This is a genomic window from Thalassoroseus pseudoceratinae, from assembly GCF_011634775.1.
Taxonomy (GTDB): Bacteria; Planctomycetota; Planctomycetia; order Planctomycetales; family Planctomycetaceae; genus Thalassoroseus; species Thalassoroseus pseudoceratinae.
The window spans coordinates 401,439-426,580 of record NZ_JAALXT010000002.1 but is presented as its reverse complement, the minus strand read 5'-3'; the positions used below and the strand labels follow the sequence as shown (position 1 = coordinate 426,580).

Sequence of the window (25,142 nt, the reverse complement as noted above, 5' to 3'; positions counted from 1 at the left end):
AAGAGTTCGATCGATTAAACATTCAATAGCTAGGAAACATCATGTTCGATTTAGAAGCAATCCAAACCGCGTTGCGGGAGTTTGGGTGGGATGGTTGGTTTTTGTATGACTTTCGCGGGTCGAATGTGTTGGCTGGGCGGGTGTTGAAGCTCGATCCGTCGCAGATGGGGTCGCGGCGGTGGGCGTATTGCATCCCGGCGAACGGGGAGCCGAAGAAACTCACGCACCGCATCGAATCGGACGCGCTCGATCATTTGCCGGGTGGGAACACGATTTATCTCTCTTGGCAGGAATTCGAATCCGGCATTGCTCATCTGCTCGATGGGATGCAGAAAGTCGCGGTGGAATACTCGGAACGCGGCGGCAATCCGTATGTGTCCAAGATCGATGCGGGCACGTTGGAACTCGTGCGGGAGTGTGGCGTGGAGCCGGTTTCGTCGGGGAACTTGATTCAACTCTTCGAAGCGGTGCTCTCACCGCGTCAACAAGAGTTGCACCTCGGAGCGGCTCAGGTCACGGATTCCGCATTCACGAAGGCGTGGCAGTTCATCCGCGATGGCGTGCAAAACGGCGGCAGTGTGACGGAGAAAGCCGTCGAGCAGGTCATCATGGATCACTTCGCCGAGCACGGCATGACGACCTACCACCCACCGATTGTCGGCGTCGATTCCCACAGCGGTCTGCCGCATTACGAGACCGGCAGCGGGGCGGATACGAACATCCGCGAAGGCAGTTTTGTGTTGGTCGATTTATGGTGCAAACACGACGACCCCGATGGCATCTACAGCGATCTCACCCGCACCGGATACGTCGGCACGGAAGTCCCGCAGAAATACACGGACGTGTTCAACATCGTCGCAGCGGCTCGGGATGCAGCGGTGGAATGCGTTCGGTCCGCATTTGCGAAGGGCGAGGAACTGCCTGGCTGGAAGGTCGATGCGGCATGCCGGAAGGTTATCGACGACGCCGGTTACGGACACGCGTTCGGACACCGCACGGGTCACAACATTGGTCGGGAAGTCCACGGCAACGGGGCTCACATGGATAATCTGGAAACCCGCGAAGATCGGTCCGTCATGCGGAACACGCTGTTTTCCATCGAGCCAGGAATTTATCTGCCGGAATTCGGGATTCGCAGCGAAATCAACGTGCTCATCGAAAATGACGGCACAGTGCGTGTGACCGGGGGCATTGGGAACGCGGAGCCACAATCGGCGGTCATTCCGATATTGAAGATGTGAGAGAATCCGGCATCAATACAACATATCGCGTTCTTCTTCCGCAACGCGTTCGTGAGGAATGGGTTGATGCGGAATCGTTTCCGGTGGAAGTGGTTCAGGCGGTGCTTGCGGGTCCGGTTGGAAAATGTCGCCGGTCTTCGGGGTGAGTTCCTCGTCGGCTTGCATTCGGTCGGCGTGGATGTGCTTGGTCCGCAGGCGATCGTACGGATCAACGATCAAACCGGTGTCGATCAGGGTCAACCAAGTCAGTAACCCTAGGAATCCGAAGCAACCAATGTTGGCATGGGCGGCTTTGCCGAACACCTTCATGGCACTCCCGGCGGATCTCTTGAGCTTGATCCGCGTGCCAGACCACTGCACGCTGTAAAGTTCATCCAAAATGAGGTGCGAGAGAAACCCGACCGCCACACCACTGGCCATCAGCAATTTGACGGTTTTGTCCTCGCTGAGATAGCCTAGATAAACCAATTCCGCGGAGATGAGCAACGCCGGAATGCTGTGAAACATGCCACGATGCACGGACAACCGGCGGATCATCGTCGCACCGCCGTATCGAATGATGGCGTACAGAATGACCGCGACCAAAATCGCCGCGTCGACCGATCCGAACAATCGGACCAATCGGCGAATCACGATCATCGGTACAACCGCACCGACAAGTGCTGAGATCTCACGAACCGGTCGGCCGCCGTCGGCATCCAAGTCGGGCAACATTCCACCGACCCAGGTGAGCACACCCGCAAGTGCCGCTTGCACAGGCGTAAACCCCAACCCCATGGTCGCCGCCGCACCAACCGCGACACCACAAAGTCCACTGACGCTAATATGTTCACGATAACCCGCCATCAAAATCCCTCCGGGCGGGACGATATCACGACCAGTACCGAGCGACAATGGCGTTTTCGAAGCCAACCCGTTCCCACGAAATTGCGGTTCTATCGTGGATTTCGCTGCTGAACTTCAGTCGAATTCCCGAAACTCATGAGATTTCCTGAAAATCGTTGGGGATATGCACATTCTACGCGAAAGGGGAAACAGCCGTAACTAGGGGCGTGTTTTTGCATTGTGACGGAAACAAGCCTCTTGCTTGCCCTCTGACATGGTTTAGAATGGAAGGAGTAAGGGATTTGCATCCCAACTGTTCCCCTTCCGTCCGGGAAAAGGGTCATCCCGGTCCGGTGCCGCAACCAGTCGTCTGCGGATACGGAAACTTGAGTCGTCAGCCGGCGGAGACTTGTCGATTATGCCAAAGAAATATCACAGCCTGGAAGAAGCCGCTCAGCTTGTCGGTATCAATACGGACGAATTGATGAAGCTCAAGGACGCCGGCGACATTCGTGGCTTCGCAGACCGAGGCACGTGGAAATTTCGCGAAGATGATCTGGAAGAATTGAAGCGAACCCGCAATTTCGATTCCAATCCGGATGTTCCGATTCTCACCGACGACGATCTCGAAACCGAGGAAGATCGATCCGTTTTGGCCGGTGAGGAAGATTCCCTCGGCGAAATGCCGACCGTAATTCGGGGCGAAACGCCGAATATGGCCGAACACAAATCCGATAGCGATGTTCGGTTGATTTCCGATGACGACCTGACAACCGACGGCGGACCAGTCACGGATGATTCCGATAGCGACGTGCAATTGTATGATTCGTCTCCGTCCTTGGTAGACGATGACGACAGTGACAGCGATGTCGGTCTGATGGGCGGTACCGAAAGTGATCTTCGGTTGATCGACGACGACAGCGACAGCGATGTGCAACTGATCGAATCCGATGACGACAACGACGCAACACTGATCGGCCCTGACGATCACACCGACAGCGATGTGCGTTTGATCGACATCGACAGCGATAGCGATGTCACACTGGTTCCCGATACGGGGAGCAGCACGGATTCGTCGTCATTTGAATCGTCAGTGTTTGAAGACGAGGAAAGTGGCGTCTCGCTTGGCGAAGGCAGCAGCATCAAGTTGGCCTCCGAGAGCGGCATTTCCCTGGAAAGTCTCGATAGCGGGATCGACCCGGATCGCCCGGACAGCGACTTGGCATCGAGCGGAATGCTGGACGACGGCGACGATAGTGGACTCACGTTGGACGTGGACGATAGCGGCATTGCCCTCGAAGGTTGGGACGACAGCGGAATCACACTCGAAAACGATGATGACGACGCCTTCGTCCTCGGCGACGATGACGACAGTAGTTTCGCCGGTCCCGCCGACAGCGGGATCGCATTGGAAAGTCTCGAGGACAGCGGGATTGGTCTCGAAAGTGGCTCAGTCGATATGGGTCGCACCGTTCCCATGATGGACGCGAATGATGACCTCGATCGCGACGACACCGCGATGGAAGTGCCCGTTCTCGGTGGGGAAAGCGAATATGAACTCGCCACCACAGGGTCTGACGACAACGTCTTGATGTTCGACGATGAGTCAGACTTCAACGAAGACGAAGCCACCGTGCTCCGGAAAGAAGCGAAGTCCAGTGAGGAATTCGATCTCACGGGTGGCGACGACTTCGATATGGAGGACGACTTCGACGACGATTTCGGTTCCGAAGACGAACTTGCGACCGCCGCTGATGAAGACGAAGACGAATTCGCCACCGCGGACATGGGTTTCGAGGAAGCGGACGATCTCGACGCCTTCGGCGATGACGAGTATGACGAATTCGACAACGAATACGACGAAGGTGAAAGCCACGCCGACTTTTCGCCGGGAGTTGCCGGTGGTGGTCAGCAAATGGTTGTTGCCGCCCCCGAAGCCGAATGGGGTGGCGGAGCCTTCGCAGGCTTGGCAATCTCCACATTGTTGATGGCCGTCTGTGCCATGATGATGTTCGACCTCGTCCGCTCCATGTGGTCCTGGCAGGACCCGTCCGGCTTCAACAGCACCCTGCTTGGGATTGTCAAAGACATGATCAAGTAGTTCGCAAAACCACGGCTCAACAAAAACCGCGTGCTCGGCTATCAGCCAGGCACGCGGTTTTTGCATTGACGCATGCAATAGTAGACGAGTGTCATCAAACCAACCGTTTTTCGCGTTGCTCTATGCAATCGACGACCGTAAGTCGTGACTTATGAAGCTGGTCAAGATGCGAGATTGCGATACTTATTCCATACAAGAACAAAATCAAACGTCCCGCCTGCTTTCAAGGAGAACTATTCCTTAGTTCCCAAAGCATGTTCTCTGTCGAATACAAAAGACGGCGAGACATCGTGGTCCGGAAACCACCCCTCTTGAGTATCTGGGGGACGATTCAAAATGTTTTGGTCATGACACACACGCATCCAAAATGGTTCTAAACTCGCAATCTGGCGAATGGGGCCGACCGAAGAAAGTCGGTCGTGCTGCTCAGTGAATACCGTTTCTATTTGATCCACCGGCTCAACACAGGAAATAAATGAATTGCTCCCATGGTTCAAACTCCGAACCCGCCCACGAGCCCAAAGTAAGCCTCTGGGAAAGTTGAGGAATTCTCTGTCGACATAACGTGCCGAGCATTGAATCATATTTACAAACTCAGAGTGGAGAACATCATCATTATCTACTCGCGTTGTGATCACGTAGGAACTCTGACTAAAGAGGGTTGTCTGTTTCTTGATAAAATCTGCGATCACCTTAAGTTGCTTCGCCCCCTCCAACCAAAGAGTTTTCGTTCGGCCATTCTCGTAAGCCGTCAACCGCCTTCGCCAAGAGGCCGGAGTCGCTTTATTGCATAAGAGCAGCCAAGTAAAGTTGTTGTTCGACTGACTTCGAACAGACGGTAGTGTGAACTGTTCAAATAACTTGATGCGATGCTCAAGCCAATCAGGATCGAGATTGCCCAGGTTGAACCGAGTCAGAAGGAGATGCGCGAAGGAAGGTGGGGATTGCGATTTGCGAGACGAATGAATTCGATCGTTCGTGCCGATGCGTTGGGGGATCTCCGGGATCGTTTCCACATCCGGACTAGCATCGTGAGGTGTTCCATCCAGAAACTCCATCAGCTCATTTTCATTCACGACCCGCATCAACTGATTGCGTTGCTGCTGAAATCGCGACCAAGTCAATGGACCTTTCACGTGAATTGGCGCCGAGTTCGGCCGAGGGATCACGATTCCAAGCCCCCAATCTCCCTCGAAAACGCATGTATCGCATTGGTCCATTTGACGCAACTCAACAATAGCCTTCCAGACATCTCCGGTCCACCCCCCGGATTGTTTCTGCCGAAGTTGATGAGCCTCACATTTTGGCAAGCAATCGTGAAGAACAATCACGCCGTTAGGCGTAAGTCTTGCCAAGCTGTTGTGCACATCCCTCAACACCTGTTCGTGCAGATGCAATCCGTCAATGAAAATCACATCGAATTGGTCTGTGCACGTCTGAAAGAACTCATCCGAAGTCGCACGGACAGTCCCCCCCCGAACCGGGTCTACCCCCACCTTTGTTCGTGCTTGAACCGCATTAAATGTACGGTTCGAAGCGCAACCGATCTCGAGGTATCGTCCATCAGAGCACTGCGACAATAGATGGTTGATTAGGTGAACTCGATTCATAGCCAATCCTGAACGCATGAAAGGATCAGTCGGGACCGGAACTTGGTTTCCTCGCGACTGCGGGGTGGAAAGTTTTAATCGTCTTCCTTACGGCCCAAGAAGTAATTGGACACGGCTTCGACCATCTTCGACTTCCGGCGGAGTGCAGAATCTGTCCATCGCCAAATTCCGACCTCTGGATCAATCTCCAGATCCTGACCCGGATCGAATCCTCCATCAAAGAGATGACGCCATCGGTCACGATAAAGCCGATTTTTCAAGGAACCATGATAGAGATGGCGAACAGTCCCGCGCGTTGATGCGATTCTTCCTCCGCACTTACGATAGACGTCGATCGCTTGCTTAGCCCATTCGTGTGCCCAAGCATCTGTCATCATGGGTAGCTTGCCATGATCAAGCCGTCCTTTGAGAGCCCAAAGATAAAGGGTGTCGCCGCCTCCCATGATATGCATATCGTGGATGGGCCAAAGTTTGCGACGGAAGGCCCATCCTCCGCCCGGGAATAAACCGTTGTTGGTGGGGTTCGCGACAACAGTATTTTGCTGCTTGATGACTGCTCCCGTCGCCGACAACAAACTGACTTGCGTAAAGAGTTGCACAGCGCGATACCGCTCCAGCAGCCGACGCGTTTCGTCGTACCAAGCAGGGTTATCAAACAACAGGTCGCAGTCGATATAGCCGACCGCATTATAGTGAGACGGGACTTGCTCTTGAGCCAGGTTCAATAACCGCTCTTTTTGCCAGAGTTGATGATGGGCGCGTTTCCCTCGGACTCGAATTGTTCGCTCCGCTTCGATCGTGAATGGGTCGTCGTCGAACGCTAGTTCTATTGTCCAGAGGTGGTTCGCGATCTCCCCTAGTCCTTCGCGGAATCTTTCATAATTCTTTCTTTGAGTTTGATACCCGGCGGGATTGAAAAAGCAAGTCACAAACGCGAGAGCGACTTCTGAGGTCGAGTGAGAGCCATTCGGTTCGACGTTAGTCGGCGAACCGTTGGTCTTCACGATAGGATTGCTTGCGATCCGTTTGTCGGTCCCACTGCCCTTTTGGAATTGGGGTGGATGAGGACCTCCTGCAAACCAGTTTGCCCGCCGTTTCCCTCGGGTATTGGCTGTGGGCCAAATCGTACTACTTTCCCCAATGTGCTGAACCAAGCTTGGGTTCGGGTAGTAGATATCCAACTTGTGTTGACGAGCCCACCGTCCAATAGCCACATCGATATTCGCCTGCCGCTTGGTTTGAAAACAGTGATCGACAATGGAGGCGTCAGCCAAAATACGACGAACAGCCTGATTCGGAAAAACGAATGCTAGTGCCCCCCACGTCCATTGGGTGTGACTTTGGTGCCAACCGGCTACGAATCGGTTATAGGCGGAAGAGCAATAGAGCGAGATGGCAGCGATATTCGGCCCTGGCCACAGTATGGTTTCCAACCACTCTCTCAAATTCTCTTTGTCGTAGAGGACTGCATCATCCTGGAGCATGAGATAGGCATCTGCATTGGGGTCCTTCAAAAACAGCTCCGAAAGAGCTAGCAGGAAATTTCCCCAAGCACCCGCACGCCGTTCCCGATATGTGACCGGAAGATGGGAATGATGGGCGGCAATCGATGTTCCCTGATCGACAAATAGCGTGAGATTCGGCCACCCGGCTCTGATAATCGAGTCGACACAGATCTCTAACGTCGGCTCCTTCCTTGGTGACGTCGTGACACCGACAGCCCAACGCGAAATCTTCGGCCCAGATTGGGACGCAGCCGGTATGAGATCTCGAATTCGGGTGAGCTGATTCTCTGATCCATCACTATAGTCATAGCAATAATGGCAACTTCGTAATGTCGTGTGCTCATGATTGAAGTGTTGACAACCAAGAATAGTCGGGTCTGTCAGATCAGACTCACACCCAATAGTCTTTGGTGATTCAACGGGGCCGATGTGGATACAGGTGCGGGGATCCCGCTCGAATCTCAAATTCTCCGTGATGGCGGATCGTCCGAACTTCCATTCAAGATTATCTTCGGCGAGTTTCCGCAGTTTCTTTGCGTCCTCAATTGAGACGTGCTGATCCCTACCCGATTCGACAATGTCTCTTGCGAACTTGAACAATTCTGAAGCGACGATCGGATTCAGAGTTGCAGATTCTGTTTCGAGACGTCGACAGGATTCGCAAATGTGTCGTGGGACCTCTGCAACTCGATGATCTGTGGTCTGAGTCAACTCGATGAGCCGCCCGCAGACAGCACGTTCCTCACAGTCAACGATCCGAACCGAACGACGAGAGGAACAAAGCTCGACTTCCCTGGATTGATACGGTGCATTCAGTATCGTAGATTTCGCGGCCTCCCGCGTCGGCGATTCGATTCGTTTCCGGTAGAGAGTGCCCGACTCGATTTCGATGTAATTCGAATCTGCGTGTAGTAAAGGAACTATCGGAGAGGTTGAACCAGGGGAACCATGCCCCTCTTGGATAGCAATGTATCCTCCGCGAACCAGGAGTCGGTCCACAACCAACTGCAGCAGTACATCCGCATGTTCCGCAACCGGCTGGCTCAACAGGACACAATCAATTTCCGGTTTTAATTCTTCGGCGAGAAGTTTGCTCAACCCGACGGCGTAGGCACTGTTTGAGCCGTCCTGACATTCATACAACCGCATGTTGCGATCAGTGTGATGCGATATATTCGCGAATTCTTGCAAATTGCTATCTGGCAGAAACCAGTGCAGGACTGGGAGTTTCGGTTTGTCATGCGGCTCCGATCGCATTGCTGAGATGTCGATCTTCCCAATGATGGCAACATGAGAGAGATGTTTGGCATTAATCAGCTGAGATGCGTACATGGAGAAAATCGCTTCTTCAACGTGCGATGTCTGTCATAACAATTGAGGTAGGGAGCACACCGACCACGACGATAATTGTTGAAGCGTTTATGAAGGACTCCCGAAGGACAGGAGCAACTCGTTTGTTGGGTTATGATCGCGTCAACCGGGAGTGCTTGCCATTAGACTTGAATAAGAGCGGAAGGGACAAATTGGCAGTGAATCTTCGTTGACTGCCGAAAAGAACTGAAAGACAGGTCGGCAAGAAAAACAGTTCGGCCCATCATCTGTTTTCTCCGAGGGATATGGTCGATGAGGTGATAGATTCTGGCGGCTATAGTGATTGAGAATTGAACATCACTTGAAATCATGAAACATGATTGATCACGAAATTCTGGATCGCCATCGCTAGCGATCACAGGGTGTGATCCAGTTTCGCACAAAACACGGTAAAAACAAGATACTAGTTGGAGACGCGAGGTGTCGATGACACCGCAAGTCCAATGGTGGATCGGTATAGCGGATACGGCTATGTGGAGAAAGTCAAGATGCTCCCCAACGCCACACGACCAAACCCGGGCGAACAAACTGACGTTGGAGGCCACGAACCCAACTAGTACTTTTTCAAATATCAGCCATTTTGTTGGTCATGCTCTCGCAAATGGAGACAGCTAACTGCCCTTATCGGTCTTTGATGACCCCTTCTTCTTACAGACGGACTTAACCACCTGCCCTGGCGTGTAATCGTCCATCCCTCTTGCACCTCCGCCGGGGTCTCTGCACTCGTAACCCTTCTTACAATGGCATTCCAATACGGTATTTCCTTCGTCTGAAATGAGGTACAAACAATAGCCATCAACAATAGCTCCACCACTGCTATCATAGGAGCAATCGTCGGAATTTTGCATGTTCATTTCCTTAGGAGTCTTAAGAGGGGGTGAGGTTCTATTATAGTCAATTCTTCAGGCTTGTACATACGATTCGAAAACCCGCGAAACCGAGGCTGACAGACTTGAGATTGGGTCGTCTGCGCATCGAATGTAGTGAAGAAGCGTGGCCGAGGAAATTGCTTCCGCGAATGACACCGACTGTACTTCGAGGGTGCTGAGGGTCATACGCATTTTGGCACCACTCTTCGACGTTGCCAATCATATCGAACAATCCAAACTGATTTGGTTTCAGCAACCCGACCTTTCGGAGTGCTTGGTTGGAATTATCTCTTCCCCAAGCATAGGCAGGCAATAGCGTGGCTAGTTCGCCAAAGTAACGACTTGTGGTCGTACCAGCCCGACAAGCAAATTCCCACTCATCCTCAGTGGGCAGCCGAAAGCCTTTTCGTTTGAGGTAGTCTGGATATGGTCTCACTCGCCCCGATTTCGTTTCCTGGTAACAGTACTGATCTTCAGGAATGTTTGCTTGTTTCGAGAGCCAAAGACAGTAGGCCATCGCATCCTCTTGATCGACGTAAGTCTTGGGCCTGTTCGGCTGGGAAGTTTCTGAGTTCTCATCAGACGGGGAACGAAATGCGTACCATTGGGCTTCGGTCACTTCGGTAGTTGCGATCCAAAACGGCTCGGGTAGTGAAACCTTCCTTTGAGTCTCACTCTGATCTTCGAATTCACGCTGGTCATCAGGGTTTCCCGCGAAATCGTTTCCCTGCGGCTCGATTCGAACCATCGTGTGTCCGCTCTCCAGAACCTGCCAAGCTCTCCCAGTTTTCTTGGGTGATGTGACCTGAAGATCGTCGGCGAAACCGTACACGTTTGCCAACCACTGCATGGCGGAGTGGATACCAGGATCTGGGTTCGCGTCAAATTCCTGTTTGACAAGTTCAATCAATTTGGATCTCGCATTGCCAGAGTCTCGATACTCCCCGAGAGCTAACGCGAGGGACAATTTCTCCGAAACATCCGAGACCGCAAGGTAACGATCGAGAACTGACTGAATAGGAACGCCGACTGGTCCCAAACGATGGATGAAATGGCTACGCAAGTCGATGTTTGTTGAGGGAGACAACAGATGCCAAACAGGGGCCGTCGGATCGATTCGCAACCAAACTGCCGCGACATTGGATTTTTCAGCACAATAAAACTTCAGTCGGGTAGTCGACGTTGGCACGAGTTCGACCGACTGCAACTCCCTTTTAAACAGGCTGGTCATACCCTCGCCGTGTCTCGTCGCTGCGGATGCGAGGACACTCAGTTGATCAAGTTGAGCCTCTTTGATGAGTTCCAATATCAAGGCCGGATCGCTGGTGAGAAGATCGCATAGGATGACTGCCGATGAGACCCTAACACGTTCTTGATCGGAAAAAAAACGCCGCTGGAGCACCGGAAGGAGCGCTGACCGACAAGGTTGGAACGGCTTGGTCCACTTTCCGATGTCATAGAGAGGTACGTCCATCAGACTATCGACGACCGCTTCCTGACTTTCCGCCCAGCGAGAATCTTGCGGCGACCATGTCGCTAAAGCCACCGCCGATCGTAGACGTTTTGCCTGAGGCGTGGTTGCGTCCTGCAACATCACCCAGAGTTTGCTTTCAATTTTATCAGCGTGAGGTTGAAGGGCATCGGAAATGACAGTGACCTCAGAATGCGTGCCAGAAAGCAAAGCGTCGACTAATGGATCAACCTGATCCGGATCAGATCTGAGGAGTGCAAGCCGATAGTTAAGGGTTTCTCGTCTGGAAAGTTTTGAAGGCGAGGCCAACAGTGTTTCGATTTGATGGTTGGTCCAATAATCAAATTTCCAAACCTTCTCGAGCAAGGGAGGGACTTCGTTGATCTCAGCCGAGCCGAGATGCTCGACGGCGGCAACCGAGCGGGAATGGCTGAGCCAGGCCCCGGTTGTGAAGACCGACAAGAAGACGAAAAGCCCGAACAACGCGAACCGTCGATAATGGTAGCGAGACGCGGACGTCATCATCTCCTTCTGCTGAGGCGTCCAGTCAGTGCGTGGAACCGAAAGGCGTATTTGGAGCCATTCTAGCCAGGTTGGAAATTGCCGGGACTCTTGCCCGGTGATCCAAAGATTGGTTCGATGGATGAGCCGAAGTTCCGCACGACCGCGACGAGTCACTTGTTTCCTCTTGGCGACCCAATCTCTGACTGCAGGGACGAGATAGTCATGGGTTAGTTCGTACCACGCCTGGGAACGACGGATTTCTTTCGAATCCTGTGATGAATCGGACTCGAGCTGAGTATCCTGTTCTGCACAAAAATCGACGGGTGTGATAAGACGGAGATGATCTCCAAGAATAGTGACCAGTTCATCAAACAGACCGGATTGACCATCGTACCCGGCAGCCTGTCTCAATTTATCAATTGATTGGGCGTTTCCTCGAATGCCAGTTTCGGTCGCAGGTAGGAGGCAACTCAGTACGCCAATCGCGGCGTGCAGATGAATCCGCTGCGTTTCCGGTGCCAACCGTGATGCAAACTGGTCCTCTAGAAACTGTACGCCGATTCCATGCAACCCGCCGATTCGTTGCAACTCGCTGGTCACCCAAGGGCGGTCAGACATCATCGTGGCGAGTATCACCAGCTGAATGCAAACAACACGATTGTCAGTTCCGGCTATCATATCGACAGCGGAATTCAGAAATTGTTCTTGCTCCGGTGTGGGCGGAAATTCAATCTGCTCGCAGCCCCGACCAAATCGTTCAAGAATGACTTTTGCCTGCTTTTTGCTGAGCAGGTCGATGATGGCGTAGTTTTTGGTGGTGTCTAACTCGGCATCCACCGCCAAAAGCAATCGTTTGAGCGATACGATAAACCCATCTCGAATGCAAAGAACAACTTGGAGTTGTTGTCCATCACATTGCCGAAGTGCGTGAACGAGTTCTCGTCCCTCGTCCTCCGAGTGGGCATAAAGCCATTGCTCGAATTGATCGATAATAATGAGCACTTTTTCATCGCGAGCAAGTAGGTCGGATTCCCGCAACTTGCAAAAGCTATCCGGAAGAGATAGGCCTCTCAGAAATGCAAATCGATCGACTAGTGCTTTTCGGAGGTCTTGCTCGGTCCGCTCAGCGGTCGCTCTGATGAGCACGGGACGAATTTGAGTTCTACGGAGCAAAGGCAGAAGACCAGCTTGAATCAGGGACGATTTCCCGCTGCCACTGAGCCCGCTGAGCACACCGATCCGGAAGGCGGATGGCCCTGTATCTGTCATCCGAGATGTCCAATAAGAAAGACACTCTGGGATTCCGTCGGCGTCGCGGATTCCTGGAAGTAACTCTAAAAAGGCCTCGTGGTCTTCGGCTCCAAATGACCTCAAGCTGGGTTTAACAACGCGATCAAGAGACGCATGGCCAACGCTCGAATGCTCTCGTTGGAGATCATCCAGCAAATCGCTTGCTGATCGGTACCGGCGATTGATTTCTTTGGTCAAGCATTTCAGGCAAATCCATTGCACATGTGTCGGTATGGACGGGTCAATTTCCCTGAGACCGCGGGGCTCCCGATATTCGATCTCTGCAAAAATCACATCCCAAGCTTCACCGAGAAACGGCCGCGTCTTAGCAAGCAGTTCGTAGAGAATGACGCCAATGCTCCAAATATCGCTACTGGCAGTCACTAAATGGGATTCGCCTCGAAGTTGTTCGGGGGACATGTACGCCACCGTGCCGGCGATTTCCCCCCTCCGCTTCCAACCGTCACGGAACCGCATCGCCAATCCAAAATCGACGATGTGGGGACACCCATCCTTGTCGACGAGAATATTGGCCGGTTTGAGGTCTCGGTGATATATCCCGCACTGATGAATATGGACGACGATCCGCGTGAGTTTAATAACGAGGTTGATGATCTCAGTGCGGTCAGGTTCGAATCGTCGAACGTACTCCTCGAGATTCCATCCATCGATCAGTTCTTGGACAATGAAGGGTTGCTCGTTGTCCGAGTTCACTTCGAGAATTCTCACAATCCCTTCCTGATGAATGCCCTGAGTCTGCCTGGCTTCAGAAAGGAACTGCTCGACATGCTTCGGCTGGCTGCACCATTTTTTTCGGAGCACTTTAATCGCGACCGGATCGGCTTCACCGGTTTTTCTGGCTTCAAATACTAGCCCGTACGCCCCCTTCCCGAGCAACCGACTGATTTGATAATCCCCAATCCGTTCTTTCTGCTCATCTTCATCATCCGATTCGTCGGCGACCTCAGCTTCGCCATCGTTGTCCTCGTAGAAATGGGAATGATCTGTCGCCTTGACCGTTTCCACTCCCTGCAGTGCATTGTTCTTTTTCTGTGTACCACTCGAATCGAACGAGGACTTCTCCGCCCTCGTACCGTCGACGGATTGGTCCTCTTCGTCGACACCGAGCTCGATCGGAATATGCGTCTCGAGAGGTGCAAGAAACCCCTCGCGTTCGGCTGCCTGATCTGCTTCGAGCAACTGCTGGAGTTCAAAAAACTGCTGGCTGTTTACCTGGCGTATTTTTTGAAGGACTTGATTTCGGGAGTCAGTTGAGAGAGAGAGAAGGTAACGAAACTGCTCCTCGATCCCTCCATCTGGGCTAAGTCCCGAGACATCCGTGCTCATTGGTTTTCATCCTTTGAAGCCACGATGTTGACGAGTTCTTCAAAGTGGGCACGGAACCGATAAGCACGATGCACCTTCACCGGCAAATAGAATGTGTTCGTTAGATTGAGCGGCATGACGGCGTCCATGATCTAAGACATTCTGCTTCCATTCCGTAGAAATCGATATAGCCACGCCCGAGCCAATCGCCAATCCCCTTCGACTTTGCTTTCAGAAATGGAGAGAACTTGGGCAATCTGCTTTGTCGTCAATCCCGCAAAGAACCGCATGAGAACGACCCGCTGGAGTTGTGGAAATTGCTCTTCGAGACTCACGAGGCCTTCCTCGAATTCGAGAAAGTCAAGGTTTCTCTCCGATTCAAGCGTCTCTAGTATGAGGTCAAAAGGCTCTCGCCTGTGCTCACCATCCGTCGTGCTGGATTGTCGCGATTCGGCTTGGTCAACGAGAATTTGACGAATCGCTCTGCCGGCAATGCCGAAAAAATGGCGACGTTCATCATCCTTAACCAGCACGTTGTCTGAATAGAGCTTCCGATACGTCTCCTGAACAAGTTCGCCGCTCGTAAAATTGGTCTGCTCCCTAGCAGCCAACTGTCTGGCCATGTCTTTCAGTTCTTCGCAGGCCAATTCGTAAAGTCGCGGGAACAACTCGCCCTCTTTACCAGTTTGAATCTGGTACAAAGGATGCGAGATGTCCGTGGAATTTGGCATTTTGAAAAGAGTGTGGATGAAGGGAAATTGGAAATGAGCAAGCGAACGACTTAATGAGTTATGAACGGTCGAAACCCTGCTATCCAGACTGCGCTCGATTTCCGCAGGGATTTGGAAAACGCCTGAAATTCGGTTGTTGATATCAAATCAATGTTGTGGCTCAAATCCTACCAGAAAGCCCCCCCGTTGTGGAGCATTTTTCATCGTCTCGATTGTCGTCGAGTCACACCAGGTGGTATGGATTCGGATGTTGCCCGGCTGATCGTGAAGTCGCAGTTGAACTCTAGCAGTGATGACCGGATACTCAGTTCTCCACATCCCGCGTGATTCAAACCGTTGCTCGATTGGAGATCCCCCCATGCAATTTGGGAGACACAACCCATTAACGAAATCTCTGCCGCAATCACGATACAGAATAGCAACGCTCATACTGTTGATCGTGACACCAGTCCTGTCAGCTTGCTCGTTCAAAACTGGGCATGCGGCCGGACCACGGAGCGTCCCCAATGTTGTGCTAATACTTGCGGACGATAAGTATCACCAGCCCAGTCGATTTGTCAGAATCACCAACGCCCGTGGGACGAATCTCCATGAAATTTGCAGTTTACGTTTTAGACACAAGCTGTCAAATCCCGTTGAATTGAGAAGAATTAACTACACTTTGCTACAGACCTTGTCACCGGGCATTGGTCTCTACACATCTCAGGAGGAATCTTGGAAGGGTAAGGCTTGGTAGGCGAGTTGTTGGAGTTGATGGATGTCGAAATCGGTTTGGGTGAATAGGTCGTGCATGGCGAGCAGGACCATGTAGCCAGCGAGCAACGCGGGAGCGGTGGCCGGGCGGCCCGGCTTCATGCTGCGACCGCTCAAGCGAATCAGAATCGCTTTGGTTTCGTCGGCCTCGGGGGATTCATCACGCTCCGAATCCCAAACGACCACACAGGCCATCGCCGCGACGAGTAACCGCCGAGCAATCGCTTCACTATGGGATTGTTGCCAATGCTCAAGCTCTTGGCCGTGAATTTTGAGCAGCTTGAAGAACGACTCGATTTGCTACCGGCGATAGTGCCAGTACGCTACCGTCTGGGCGGAGATCTCAGACGAAGCGACGTTCGTCAAGAGCGTCCATTGGGCGACAATGAAATCCTCGTCATCGATCAATCGCAGCACCACCAACCGCAGCGGAAGCGGACGTCCCGAGACGGTGCGTTTCTCGCCTTTGCGGCACTCAGTGTGGGGGCGATCGAGTACGATCTCTGCTTCAGCCACCTCTTGGGTTACAGAGTGTCCCTGATGCTTCGCCTCGCCGACCGACTCGAAGAGCATCTCCCGATCGAGCGTGTCGACGATCTCCGAGATCAGCCAGGATTCGCCGTCCCACCTCACGCGGCGATCATCGCAACGAATCACAAATCGATGGCCGTCGGCATTCCAAGTTCGCATCCGACCTAGGGAGTCGGCCTCGCGATCGATCACGTGCACGATCGTCTGCGGCAATCCCCACGTCGAGCTTTCCTGCATCGTCGGCCCCACCTGAGCGAGGTGGGATGTCTCGGGCGTGGGCACGTCTTCGGCGGTCGAATGCACGGCTTCAGAAGTTTTGAGATGCACCTGCATGGGGGCGAGCGGACTGCCGCTCTGCGCATCGATCAAGAGAGCGGTCCAGAGGTCGTAGCCCACATCGTCGGCATGCGTAATCTGTCGAACATCGTTCTTGCTCGCATGCGATTTGTCGTTCAGTTTGCACCAGTCATGCGCGAGCCGCACAAACGTCGAATCGTTCTGCTCATAGGCCTGTCAACCGGCGTCCCGCAGCGACTCGGCAAGTGCCGAGAGTTTCACCCGCGGATTGTTGAGAAACCGCCACGCTGCCTGCGTTGCCGAAGCCGACTGAGCCTGCCCGACCAATAGCGTGTGAACAACGGTTGGATAGTGCAGCGATCGTTGGTTGAATAGTGCAGCGCTCGGAGAGTTTGTTAGTTTACGGTTTCAGGGTTCGTTCTCAAAGCCTTCAAATTCCTCCTCCGGAGGAGGAATCGGTTGTACCGATTATTCGGGTGGCTTGGGTTTTGCCGGTTGTTCTCGGCGTCGCTGGGCGTCTTGGAGTCGGTAGCTGGGGCCGGTCGCTTCCAGGATGTGGCAGCGGTGCGTGAGCCGATCGAGCACGGCTCCGGTGAGGCGTTCGCTGCCGAGCACTTCGGTCCACTGCTCGAATGGTAGGTTCGTCGTCACGATCACGCTTTGCCGCTCGTAGGCGGTGCTGATCACATCGAACAAGAGTTCCGCTCCGACTTTACTCGTCGGCACATAGCCGAGTTCATCGAGGATGAGCACGTCCCATTTTCCTAGCTGCTTCTTGAGTTTGAGCAGTTGGCGTTCTTCGCGGGCTTCCATTAGTTGGGTGACCAGTTCGGTCACACGATAGAACCGCACGCGGCGGCCTTGATGACAGGCGGCCAACCCGAGTGCAGTGGCGATATGCGTTTTTCCCGTGCCGGGGTTGCCGATCAGAATGATCACCTCGCGGCGGTCAATGTACTCTCCCCGCAATAGCTCTGAGATCAACACCCGATTGAGCGATGGCTGAGCTGAGAAATCAAAGTCATCGAGTGTTTTGTGCTGTGGGAACTGCGCCGCTTTGAGACGCCGTTCGGTCGAGCGTTTCTCGCGGTCGATCAGTTCCAACTCGCAGAGTTTGAGCAGAAAGCCCAAGTGATCGATGTTGTCGTGAGAACACACACTCGCGATCTTCTCGCATTCACGGAGCATCGTCGGCAACCGCAATGCTTTGAGATGATGATGGAGCAACACAGTGCTCTTGGTCTGTTGAGATTTCATCGCGCACCTCCACTAGTGAGCGTGGCATACACATTGAGTTTGGGGAGCGGAACATCATGGCCTTGAAGGTGCGGTCGACCATCCAGACGGAACCACTTCGCCGGTTGTTCCTGAGAACACTCGGCTAGCAATCGGATGGCATCGACTGTGAACGCACCGATCTTGAGCGCTCGGTCTAATGCGTCTGCTAGTGTCTTGAGTGAGTATGTTTCTAACAGCCGCAGGACTTGAATGAACTCGCGACGTCCCTGCGAACCGAGTTCGCCTTCGAGGCGTCTGCGCAAGATCGCAAAACAACTCGGCAGCGGCCAATCCTCGAAGGGTTTGGCAAAGTCGAGTGATCCCGGTTTACGTTCCAGCAGTGCTAGATAGTGCTTGGGATCATAGTGCACTTGTTCTTTACGCCAGTCCCGTGGATGCCGAGCAACGACACGATCGCCGACCACAAACCGCACTTCACTGATGCCACCGATCGCTAGAACCCGCTGATGACCATAGGCCGTCGGCACCGAATAGTCATTACAATCAAAGCGGACGAGTGAGAGCGAATTCGCTCGGCAACCTTCTAACCGCCGCGATTCAAACGCCGACTTCGGCAATGCGAGGAACGCCGCTTGATCGTCTTTCAGCAATTCGGCTTTTCTCGCCGGTTGACCTCTGAGCCTTCGCTGAAGATCAGCTTCACAGCGACGCACTAGTTCTTGATTGAACTCTTCTAAGTCGTTCACGACTGGCATTGGCACCATAAAGTTGCGTCTCGCAAAGCCGACGAGATTTTCAGTGTGTCCCTTCTCGTTCGGTCTGCGGACCAAACAGAAGTGGTGCTCGAACAGGAAATGACTCTCCAGTCGCAGAAACTCTCGAGTCGGCGTCTCGCCTCGCTTGCCGACGATCCGACTAACGGCGATCTTGCTGTTGTCATAGCTGATGCGTTTGGGTACGCCTCCAAAGAACTCAAACGCTCGGCAGTGACCTTCCTGAAATGTTTCCGTGCACTCCTTCGGAAACACCTGACAGAAGAACGCATCGCTGTACGGCAGCGACATCACAAAGTACGCCACCTTCGTCGGCTCGCCATTCAAGATGACCTGGGCCTCGCCGAAGTCCGCCTGAGCCGTCCCCGGCAACTGCGAGAGCGGCATGAAGACTTCCGCACTTTGCTCCCGCCACCGCCGGACCTCTTCTTGCACCACGGTCAAGCCACCCGTGTAACCATGCTCTTCTCGCAACCGATCAAACACTCGCTTGGCGGTATGCCGCTGCTTCGGCGGCGAGGTCCGGTCGGACTTCAGCATCTCATGAATCATCGGCACAAACGGATCGAGCTTCGGCCTGGGCCGCGGCTTCGATTGCCGATAACCCGGCGGTTCCTCATGCGTGAGAATCTTCTGGAGTGTCTTCCAATGAATCTCGTATTCGCGGCAGATCGCCCGTTTGCTCTTCTGTCCCGTCAGCACCAATCGGCGAATCTCGGTCCACATGGTCATGTCGCAGTACACCTTGAAAACCTCGCTGATCGGCCGGCTGTGACGAATATTCCGTCACAAACCTGCCTCACATTTCAGCGAGAGCAGCCAAGAACGCCACACTTTTCCACCGACCATCGGCAACCCAACAGCGCCACACTTTCCGGGCGTTGTTCACATAGCGATGGCCCCGCCGCACTGCGATTGGCTGACTTCATGTTTTCAGAAACCAAATGTTCATAACGCCGCTGCAGCCGCCGATCCAGTGGCGGCCAATGAATCCCATCCAGACAACCCTAAATCATCGCGAACAAGATGTGTAGAGACCAATGCTTTGAGCAAGACTCTTGCTCAATCCTAACACCCTGCGACTCAACCCACTACGAGATTAATGAAACTGCTCTAGGGAATGCGGTTGTTGATCGGTTGTCCGCTCAGCTTCCATGCTCCGCCTGAGCACCGCTCATTGCACAATGTCGCTCCGTCTTGTGTTCACTCCACTCTACGTACCGGAAGGAACCAACCCCTGTCCAATTTGAACGCCGCCTCGAAGCAACTGTTCTCCCATCCGCCCGACGAGATATTTTCGGCGCTCGATGAACTTCATTGACACTGTCGCAGCTAGAAGGACTCCGCCACCGAGCATTCGATGCGGCCAACAGACGTCCTGCCAGAAATTGACCGCCGTCGCGTGCAGTTACACCTGAATGGCTCTGGCACATTTGCCCTCGATCACCGGTCGCTTTCACGGCTGTGTTCGCTTTGCGGCGTCAAACTTGAAACGCTCAACCGACTCTCGCCCGAGACTGCCAGTCAAGCCCTCAAAGAACTGCTGCCGTCAGGACAAAACCCGTTGCAGTGCCTCTCCAGTGAGAACACTGTTCGTGCCCCCTCCGCCAGGTCTCAACGGTGCCACGGGACTCTACAGCGGCGAAGAAGTCTTGTTTGTCTTTCTGATCGATCCGGCAGGCTGGAAAGACATTGGTGACGAAGCGTTTGTGCCAGTTTACTTTGCCTGGAACAACGAAGTAGGCCGAAGATCCTTGGGCATTCAAGCCTTTTGATTCCAAGCAATATGCGAGAATCATAATGTTCGGGATACCGTGAAGGTGAGCTCCTTCACCTGCAAGCATACTGGAACCATCGCCGAATCGCTCGATGACACTCGCCGCATTCTAGACAACCTCGCTGGCAAACGTGATGAACGGCAAGACGGCTTTGCGTCAGACGTCGCCCGGTCGATGAACGAGACAGTAGGAGACACGGCGGAGGACGCGATAAAGTTTCTTTCAAAGCACGGCATCCCCCGCCGCCGCATCATGGCGACGATGAAACACGTGGGTAACGAAAAGAAAAGCCCTTCACGCTCCGGTCTCTCGTTGATGCCCTCACAGCCTTAAACAGTAGTGTGCGCTACACCGAAGACGCATGGAGGCAGACAAACAGGTATCACAGCTCCTTCAACTCGTTGCGGCACAAACTGCGAATATTACGCTCGGACATGCCCCCGACATCGAATGGTGTGGGGCGCCTTTCATGCAACCAATGTAACGTTCGGTGATAGGTTTTAGAAGCTGATTTGACCATTGGAGTGCGACTCGAAAAGAAAATTTTAGTTTTCGACCAAAATTTGCACTCCGACCGTTCAAGACAATTAATCCTTATACCAAAAGCGTTTATGTCGAAATGCGATCCGCGTTGCAAAAATGCCACACCGAACTGGTCAAACAAACAAGTGGTCAAACACTTTCAATTTTCGAGAGTTGATGGTCTAATCAAGTATTCCGATTGTGCATGGCAGTCACCGGAATTCATTCTCAGGGAAGGTCTCCCGCGATCCGGCCCAGATTGGCCTTGGTATGTCCAAACCGTCTTCCGATAACATCCCTAGGTATTTGGAAGAACGAGTCCTGGCGAACGAGCGACGGAAAATCACAGTTCGTCGACAGCGAGCGGGGTTTTCGTCACCAAATCCTTCATCGTCTGATACGGACACAGATTCGCACGACATTTCCGTCGACGATGAATGTGTTGGGCTCGCCCTCTCGGGTGGGGGTGTTCGTTCCGCTGCTTTCAGTCTCGGCCTGCTTCAGGCATTCCATCGATTTGGAGTGCTCAGATTTGTCGATTTCATCTCGGCGGTTTCGGGTGGAACTTATGCCGCAGCCATGCTGACAAATGCGGTTGATGGAGGGGAAAAGTATCGGAAGGACAATTTCTGCCTATCACAGGAGGAAACAGGTAAACAACACCAACGAGTACGGGAGGTCAGCAAGAGAACGAATTATCTATACCGTGTCGATATTTTCCTCGGGCGATACCTGCCAAATCTACTGCTAAATCTCGCGCCACGTGCAGCAACCATTATTGCCGTCGGCGCGGGAGTAGCCTTTTTATGGCGGTGTTTAGATTACCACGGTGTCCGCGATCATCTTGCGGTGATGGGCCTCGGCGGTGATCTTCTCCCTGCGTTCATACCAGCCGTCACTGTGGGAATACTTTGGATTCTCAGTTACCTCGTCGGCATACTTGTTGAAAGCCCAGTTCTCAAGAGGCTTGCCACCAAACTCATGTGGACGACGCTGGTTTGCATTGCCATTGGCTTCGCGGTCATCATCGGCAATGGAGACGTCTCCATCGGCACGAAGGCACTCAGTGACAATGATGGAGAAGAGATCAGTTGGCTGAGCAACGTCTCGTTTCTGTTCGCAACGTTGGTTGCGTTAGGTTGCCTGCCATTTCTTGCGCCGCGACGGCTGCTCAAAAGCGGTGTTGCACCTGAGAAGCTGTCGGATTCATGGATTTTTTACTATGCGTCACTAGCGTTGTTCTTAGGTGTTCCCCTAGTCGCCATTGGATGGTTTTCACAAGAAAACATCTCTTCCTTCAACGATGCGCGTGGACCGGACGTACTCGCGGGTGACATTCGCGACCAACGTGGCTTCGCTCAACTAGCAAGTGGGGAATTCGATGGATACATCGTCGATTTCGAAGATTTGGGATTTCGTGCGGAAGTCCAAATTAACGGAGCTTTTGGTCTGTTTCACTCAGGCGATGATCTGAGAAGTTTTCTGTCAGAAGGTCAACACACAAAGATCGACGAACTTTTTGATGGCAGGAAAGCCCAAGACATCCCCGATAAAATTTCCGATGACATGCTCTACATGGCTCTCTTGGAGCTTAACAATAAAAAACGCGACGAACTTGACGTTGGTAAGATTTTTCCAACAGATAATCAACGACTCGCGAGCGAGGACTTCAATGACACGGCGGAAGAAAACAACCAAACGGTGAATTCATGGACCACATGGAAATTCGGTCGGCTATTTACCGAGCGCATCCCCAATTTCACTCACTACTTGATGACTGGTGACATGTTCTCAGACCTTTCCCAGCTCAAAGATGCAAAAGAGCCCAAAAGCGATGTCGGGAAAGCAATTCAATTCACGCAGATACAGAGAAAAGTCACACGAGATTTGTTGAGGCACTTCAATTCGAATTTGAATAGTCAGTTGCTTTTTAAGCCACAAAAACCAAATTTCGAGGCAACTAATGGCGGTCCTGGCACCGTAATTGAGCTTTCGAAGGCAGATCTTCCACATTTTCTTGTTGAAAAACTCAAGGTGATTGCAGCCGACTTAGATAAGTGGAAAGGAAAGTCAGGTCAAGACAGTGAACTGATCGGTGCCCCCCCCCATCGGGAAGAGTTTGCCCAGATTAATCGAGGGTTATTGGAAAACGTCTTTCCGAACATCATTCGTCCAAAATCGGAAGTTAGACGCGCCATCCTAATCAAGTATGACCAACGGCACCGATTGATCTGGTTTTGTGGCAGCTTGGTCGTTGCATTGGCGTTGGCATGGTACGTCAACCCGAATAAAACGGGCCTGCATGGATATTATCGAGATCGGCTTGCCGCGACCTATTTTTTCGACCAAGTCGAGGACGAGCAGACGACGTATCCTGATGAAGGAACGCCGCAGCTGTTCGACATAGCTACAGAAAAACAAGGACTGCCATACTTGCTGTTCAACGCGGCCACGCCAACGCGGGTCGGTTGGAAAATCGCTGATCAGCTGGAAACGCCATTCTCGTCGTTCTTGCTCTCACAGAAATACTATGGAAACAAGGAACTTGGATACGTAGAAACTAAGAAATTAGGGAAAAGGGGCCCTTCAATCGCCGATACGATAGCAATTTCTGGCGCGGCCCTTAATCCGGCGTACTTTGTTCAGCACATCGTCTCTTTGATCATGAACGTCGTCAACTTGCGAACGGGGCAGGTTTTGCCAAACCCCAATACCCTGGGGCAAGGACCGATTCGCCCCTCCATGCTTCGAGAATGTATGCAGAATTTATTCCGTTCGCCCGAAGAAATGTCGAACATATTGTTGACAGACGGTGGATATATTGAAAACTTGGGAGTCGAGGAATTACTGAAGCGGCGGTGTCGCTTAGTAATTGTCTGTGACGCCGGCAATGATCCTGATCATCATTTTGACGATTTAGCAAAGGTACTACGCCGCATTCAAGACCATCATGGGATCCGCATTGCCGAACTGCCAACTTCTAGCCCGGAAAGTAGTGTCGAAGGACTTCCAATCCGCATGCCGATTGCATTGACGGATCCGCTACTGACAGGAAGCGAAAATCGAACGAAGAGACAGGAACATCTTGCCGCCCTTGCTGACGAGCGATGTAATAATCACCGTTCACATTTCTTTGTTGCACGCATCCTATATCCTGAGAGTCACTCAGATCGGGAATCAGACGTGTCAGAACGCCGAGATCGAGAAGGTATCTTGATCTATCTAAAACCCTCGCTCACGGGGGACGAGGGAATTCGGTTGTTCAATTTTGCCCGTCGAAGCGATTTTTTTCCGCATGATCCGACTAAAGACCAGTCCTTTAGCGAATCGCAGTTTAGTGCATACCTTCAATTAGGATTTCATGTCGGTGCCGATCTCGGCCAACACATGAAAATTCCCGATCTTCAAGGTGAAGATATTCAACTCGAAGGAAGACAGCTTAAGGCGGGGGCAAATACTTTGCTGCAGTTGTTATTTCCACAAGGTTCGCCGCTAGGAAACTTTTTCGATCCGCAGAATAACGAGCAAAACGGCGTCAGGGAAACGAAAAATGAAATCGAATTACGCGAGCCCGACCTAGAACAGGCAAATGATACAGCTAAGGCCGAGGAACCGAGTGCACGAGACGTTAAAAACGCGGATGCGAACGACGAAAACAAATCGCACGAGCCGGACCAGGAAAAGCCGAGTCAACCGGCCGATGAATACAAGCTAAGTGAACAAGCTTACAAAACGCAAACGTGCACAGAAACCATATCGTGCGAACCGGTCGAAGAGCAATCGAGCGGACCAGCTGAGGTCAAGACGCTGATTGATCGAATAGCAGAGGACATTGAAGAGTTCGCTGCCGCCCCATTGGATCGGAGAAGTGAACTTCGCAGTACAATAGAAGAACATGGCTCACACCTTGGTCTCATGGCTCATAAAGTTGCCATTCATCAAGAGGTGTTTCGTAAAAGCGAAATGGATCCGAAAAAAATTCCAATTGGATGCGGGTGGGATGGCACCTCGCTCAAATCAATTGAAAAAATATTCAAGCGAGGACGGGTCAAAGAGGTGAAACTTGCGATCGATTGGCTCAAGACGTTGCAGAAGATCGGTATTTCAATCCAGGACATTTTGGCCACACTCAGAGATTTTGCTATTTACAAGTCTTCAAAATCAAACAGAACTGGTCCCTCGATTGTGCAGTTGATTCGTGAAGAATGTTGTCGCGAACCAAAAACCACCCGTGCTTGTCGACAAGCACTTAATGAGATCGTAAAGGATGCCGATGACGATACCCAGGGGTCAGCAAGAGAAGCTTTAACGCAACTTAAACAATAATATGGAGACAAGTAGTAGAACCACCGAGCGATGAAAGGGGCTCTCAGTTTATCATTAAGTGAGTATTACAAGAATCCTT

General features: G+C 52.4%; 12 protein-coding genes and 1 pseudogene. 5 read left to right on the top strand and 8 right to left on the bottom strand.

Translation table 11 applies throughout. The features are described 5' to 3' along the window. Window positions 1-41 precede the first annotated feature (41 nt). Window positions 42-1,241: a M24 family metallopeptidase gene (locus G6R38_RS07260; protein ID WP_166822139.1), complete on the top strand. Its 1,200-nt coding sequence runs from the start codon at window positions 42-44 to the stop codon at window positions 1,239-1,241. 12 nt (window positions 1,242-1,253) lie between these two features. Here G6R38_RS07260 and G6R38_RS07255 read toward each other — a convergent pair whose 3' ends face one another. Beyond that, window positions 1,254-2,087 carry a metal-dependent hydrolase gene (locus tag G6R38_RS07255; protein ID WP_166822136.1) on the bottom strand — a complete coding sequence of 278 codons (834 nt, stop codon included), beginning with the start codon at window positions 2,085-2,087 and terminating at the stop codon, window positions 1,254-1,256. 397 nt (window positions 2,088-2,484) lie between these two features. Between G6R38_RS07255 and G6R38_RS07250 the strand changes: the two genes are divergently transcribed. Continuing rightward, window positions 2,485-4,167, top strand: a complete 1,683-nt coding sequence (locus tag G6R38_RS07250; RefSeq protein ID WP_166822133.1) for a helix-turn-helix domain-containing protein — start codon at window positions 2,485-2,487, stop codon at window positions 4,165-4,167. A 233-nt stretch (window positions 4,168-4,400) separates the two neighbouring features. Here G6R38_RS07250 and G6R38_RS28380 read toward each other — a convergent pair whose 3' ends face one another. The 7 genes and pseudogenes from G6R38_RS28380 to istA form a co-directional block, all read right to left on the bottom strand. After that, entirely contained in the window at window positions 4,401-5,777 is a 1,377-nt protein-coding gene (locus G6R38_RS28380) for a glycosyltransferase (protein ID WP_390881376.1), read from the bottom strand. Between the two features lie 74 nt (window positions 5,778-5,851). Continuing rightward, the gene (locus tag G6R38_RS07240; protein ID WP_166822126.1) at window positions 5,852-7,291 is read right to left on the bottom strand and encodes a hypothetical protein; all 1,440 of its coding nucleotides are present in this window, start codon (window positions 7,289-7,291) and stop codon (window positions 5,852-5,854) included. A 2,256-nt stretch (window positions 7,292-9,547) separates the two neighbouring features. Further along, window positions 9,548-14,134 carry a bifunctional serine/threonine-protein kinase/formylglycine-generating enzyme family protein gene (locus tag G6R38_RS07235; protein ID WP_166822124.1) on the bottom strand — a complete coding sequence of 1,529 codons (4,587 nt, stop codon included), beginning with the start codon at window positions 14,132-14,134 and terminating at the stop codon, window positions 9,548-9,550. A gap of 131 nt (window positions 14,135-14,265) precedes the next feature. Further along, entirely contained in the window at window positions 14,266-14,844 is a 579-nt protein-coding gene (locus G6R38_RS07230) for an ECF-type sigma factor (protein ID WP_166822100.1), read from the bottom strand. Window positions 14,845-15,546: 702 nt separating this feature from the next. Beyond that, window positions 15,547-16,752: pseudogene (locus tag G6R38_RS07225) on the bottom strand (IS4-like element ISRba2 family transposase). A gap of 141 nt (window positions 16,753-16,893) precedes the next feature. Continuing rightward, window positions 16,894-17,682, bottom strand: a complete 789-nt coding sequence (gene istB / locus G6R38_RS07220) for an IS21-like element helper ATPase IstB (RefSeq protein ID WP_166822097.1) — start codon at window positions 17,680-17,682, stop codon at window positions 16,894-16,896. Next, a complete protein-coding gene (gene istA / locus G6R38_RS07215) occupies window positions 17,679-19,169 on the bottom strand; it encodes an IS21 family transposase (RefSeq protein WP_166822094.1) in 1,491 nt (496 codons plus the stop codon). Before istA ends, istB begins: the two co-directional genes overlap by 4 nt. Before the next feature lie 863 nt (window positions 19,170-20,032). Here istA and G6R38_RS07210 point away from each other — a divergent pair. The 3 genes from G6R38_RS07210 (at window position 20,033) to G6R38_RS07200 (ending at window position 25,063) form a co-directional block, all read left to right on the top strand. Then, window positions 20,033-20,212: a hypothetical protein gene (locus G6R38_RS07210; protein WP_166822091.1), complete on the top strand. Its 180-nt coding sequence runs from the start codon at window positions 20,033-20,035 to the stop codon at window positions 20,210-20,212. 45 nt (window positions 20,213-20,257) lie between these two features. After that, a complete protein-coding gene (locus tag G6R38_RS07205) occupies window positions 20,258-20,548 on the top strand; it encodes a hypothetical protein (protein WP_166822088.1) in 291 nt (96 codons plus the stop codon). A gap of 459 nt (window positions 20,549-21,007) precedes the next feature. Further along, window positions 21,008-25,063: a patatin-like phospholipase family protein gene (locus tag G6R38_RS07200; RefSeq protein WP_166822085.1), complete on the top strand. Its 4,056-nt coding sequence runs from the start codon at window positions 21,008-21,010 to the stop codon at window positions 25,061-25,063. Window positions 25,064-25,142: the final 79 nt, after the last annotated feature.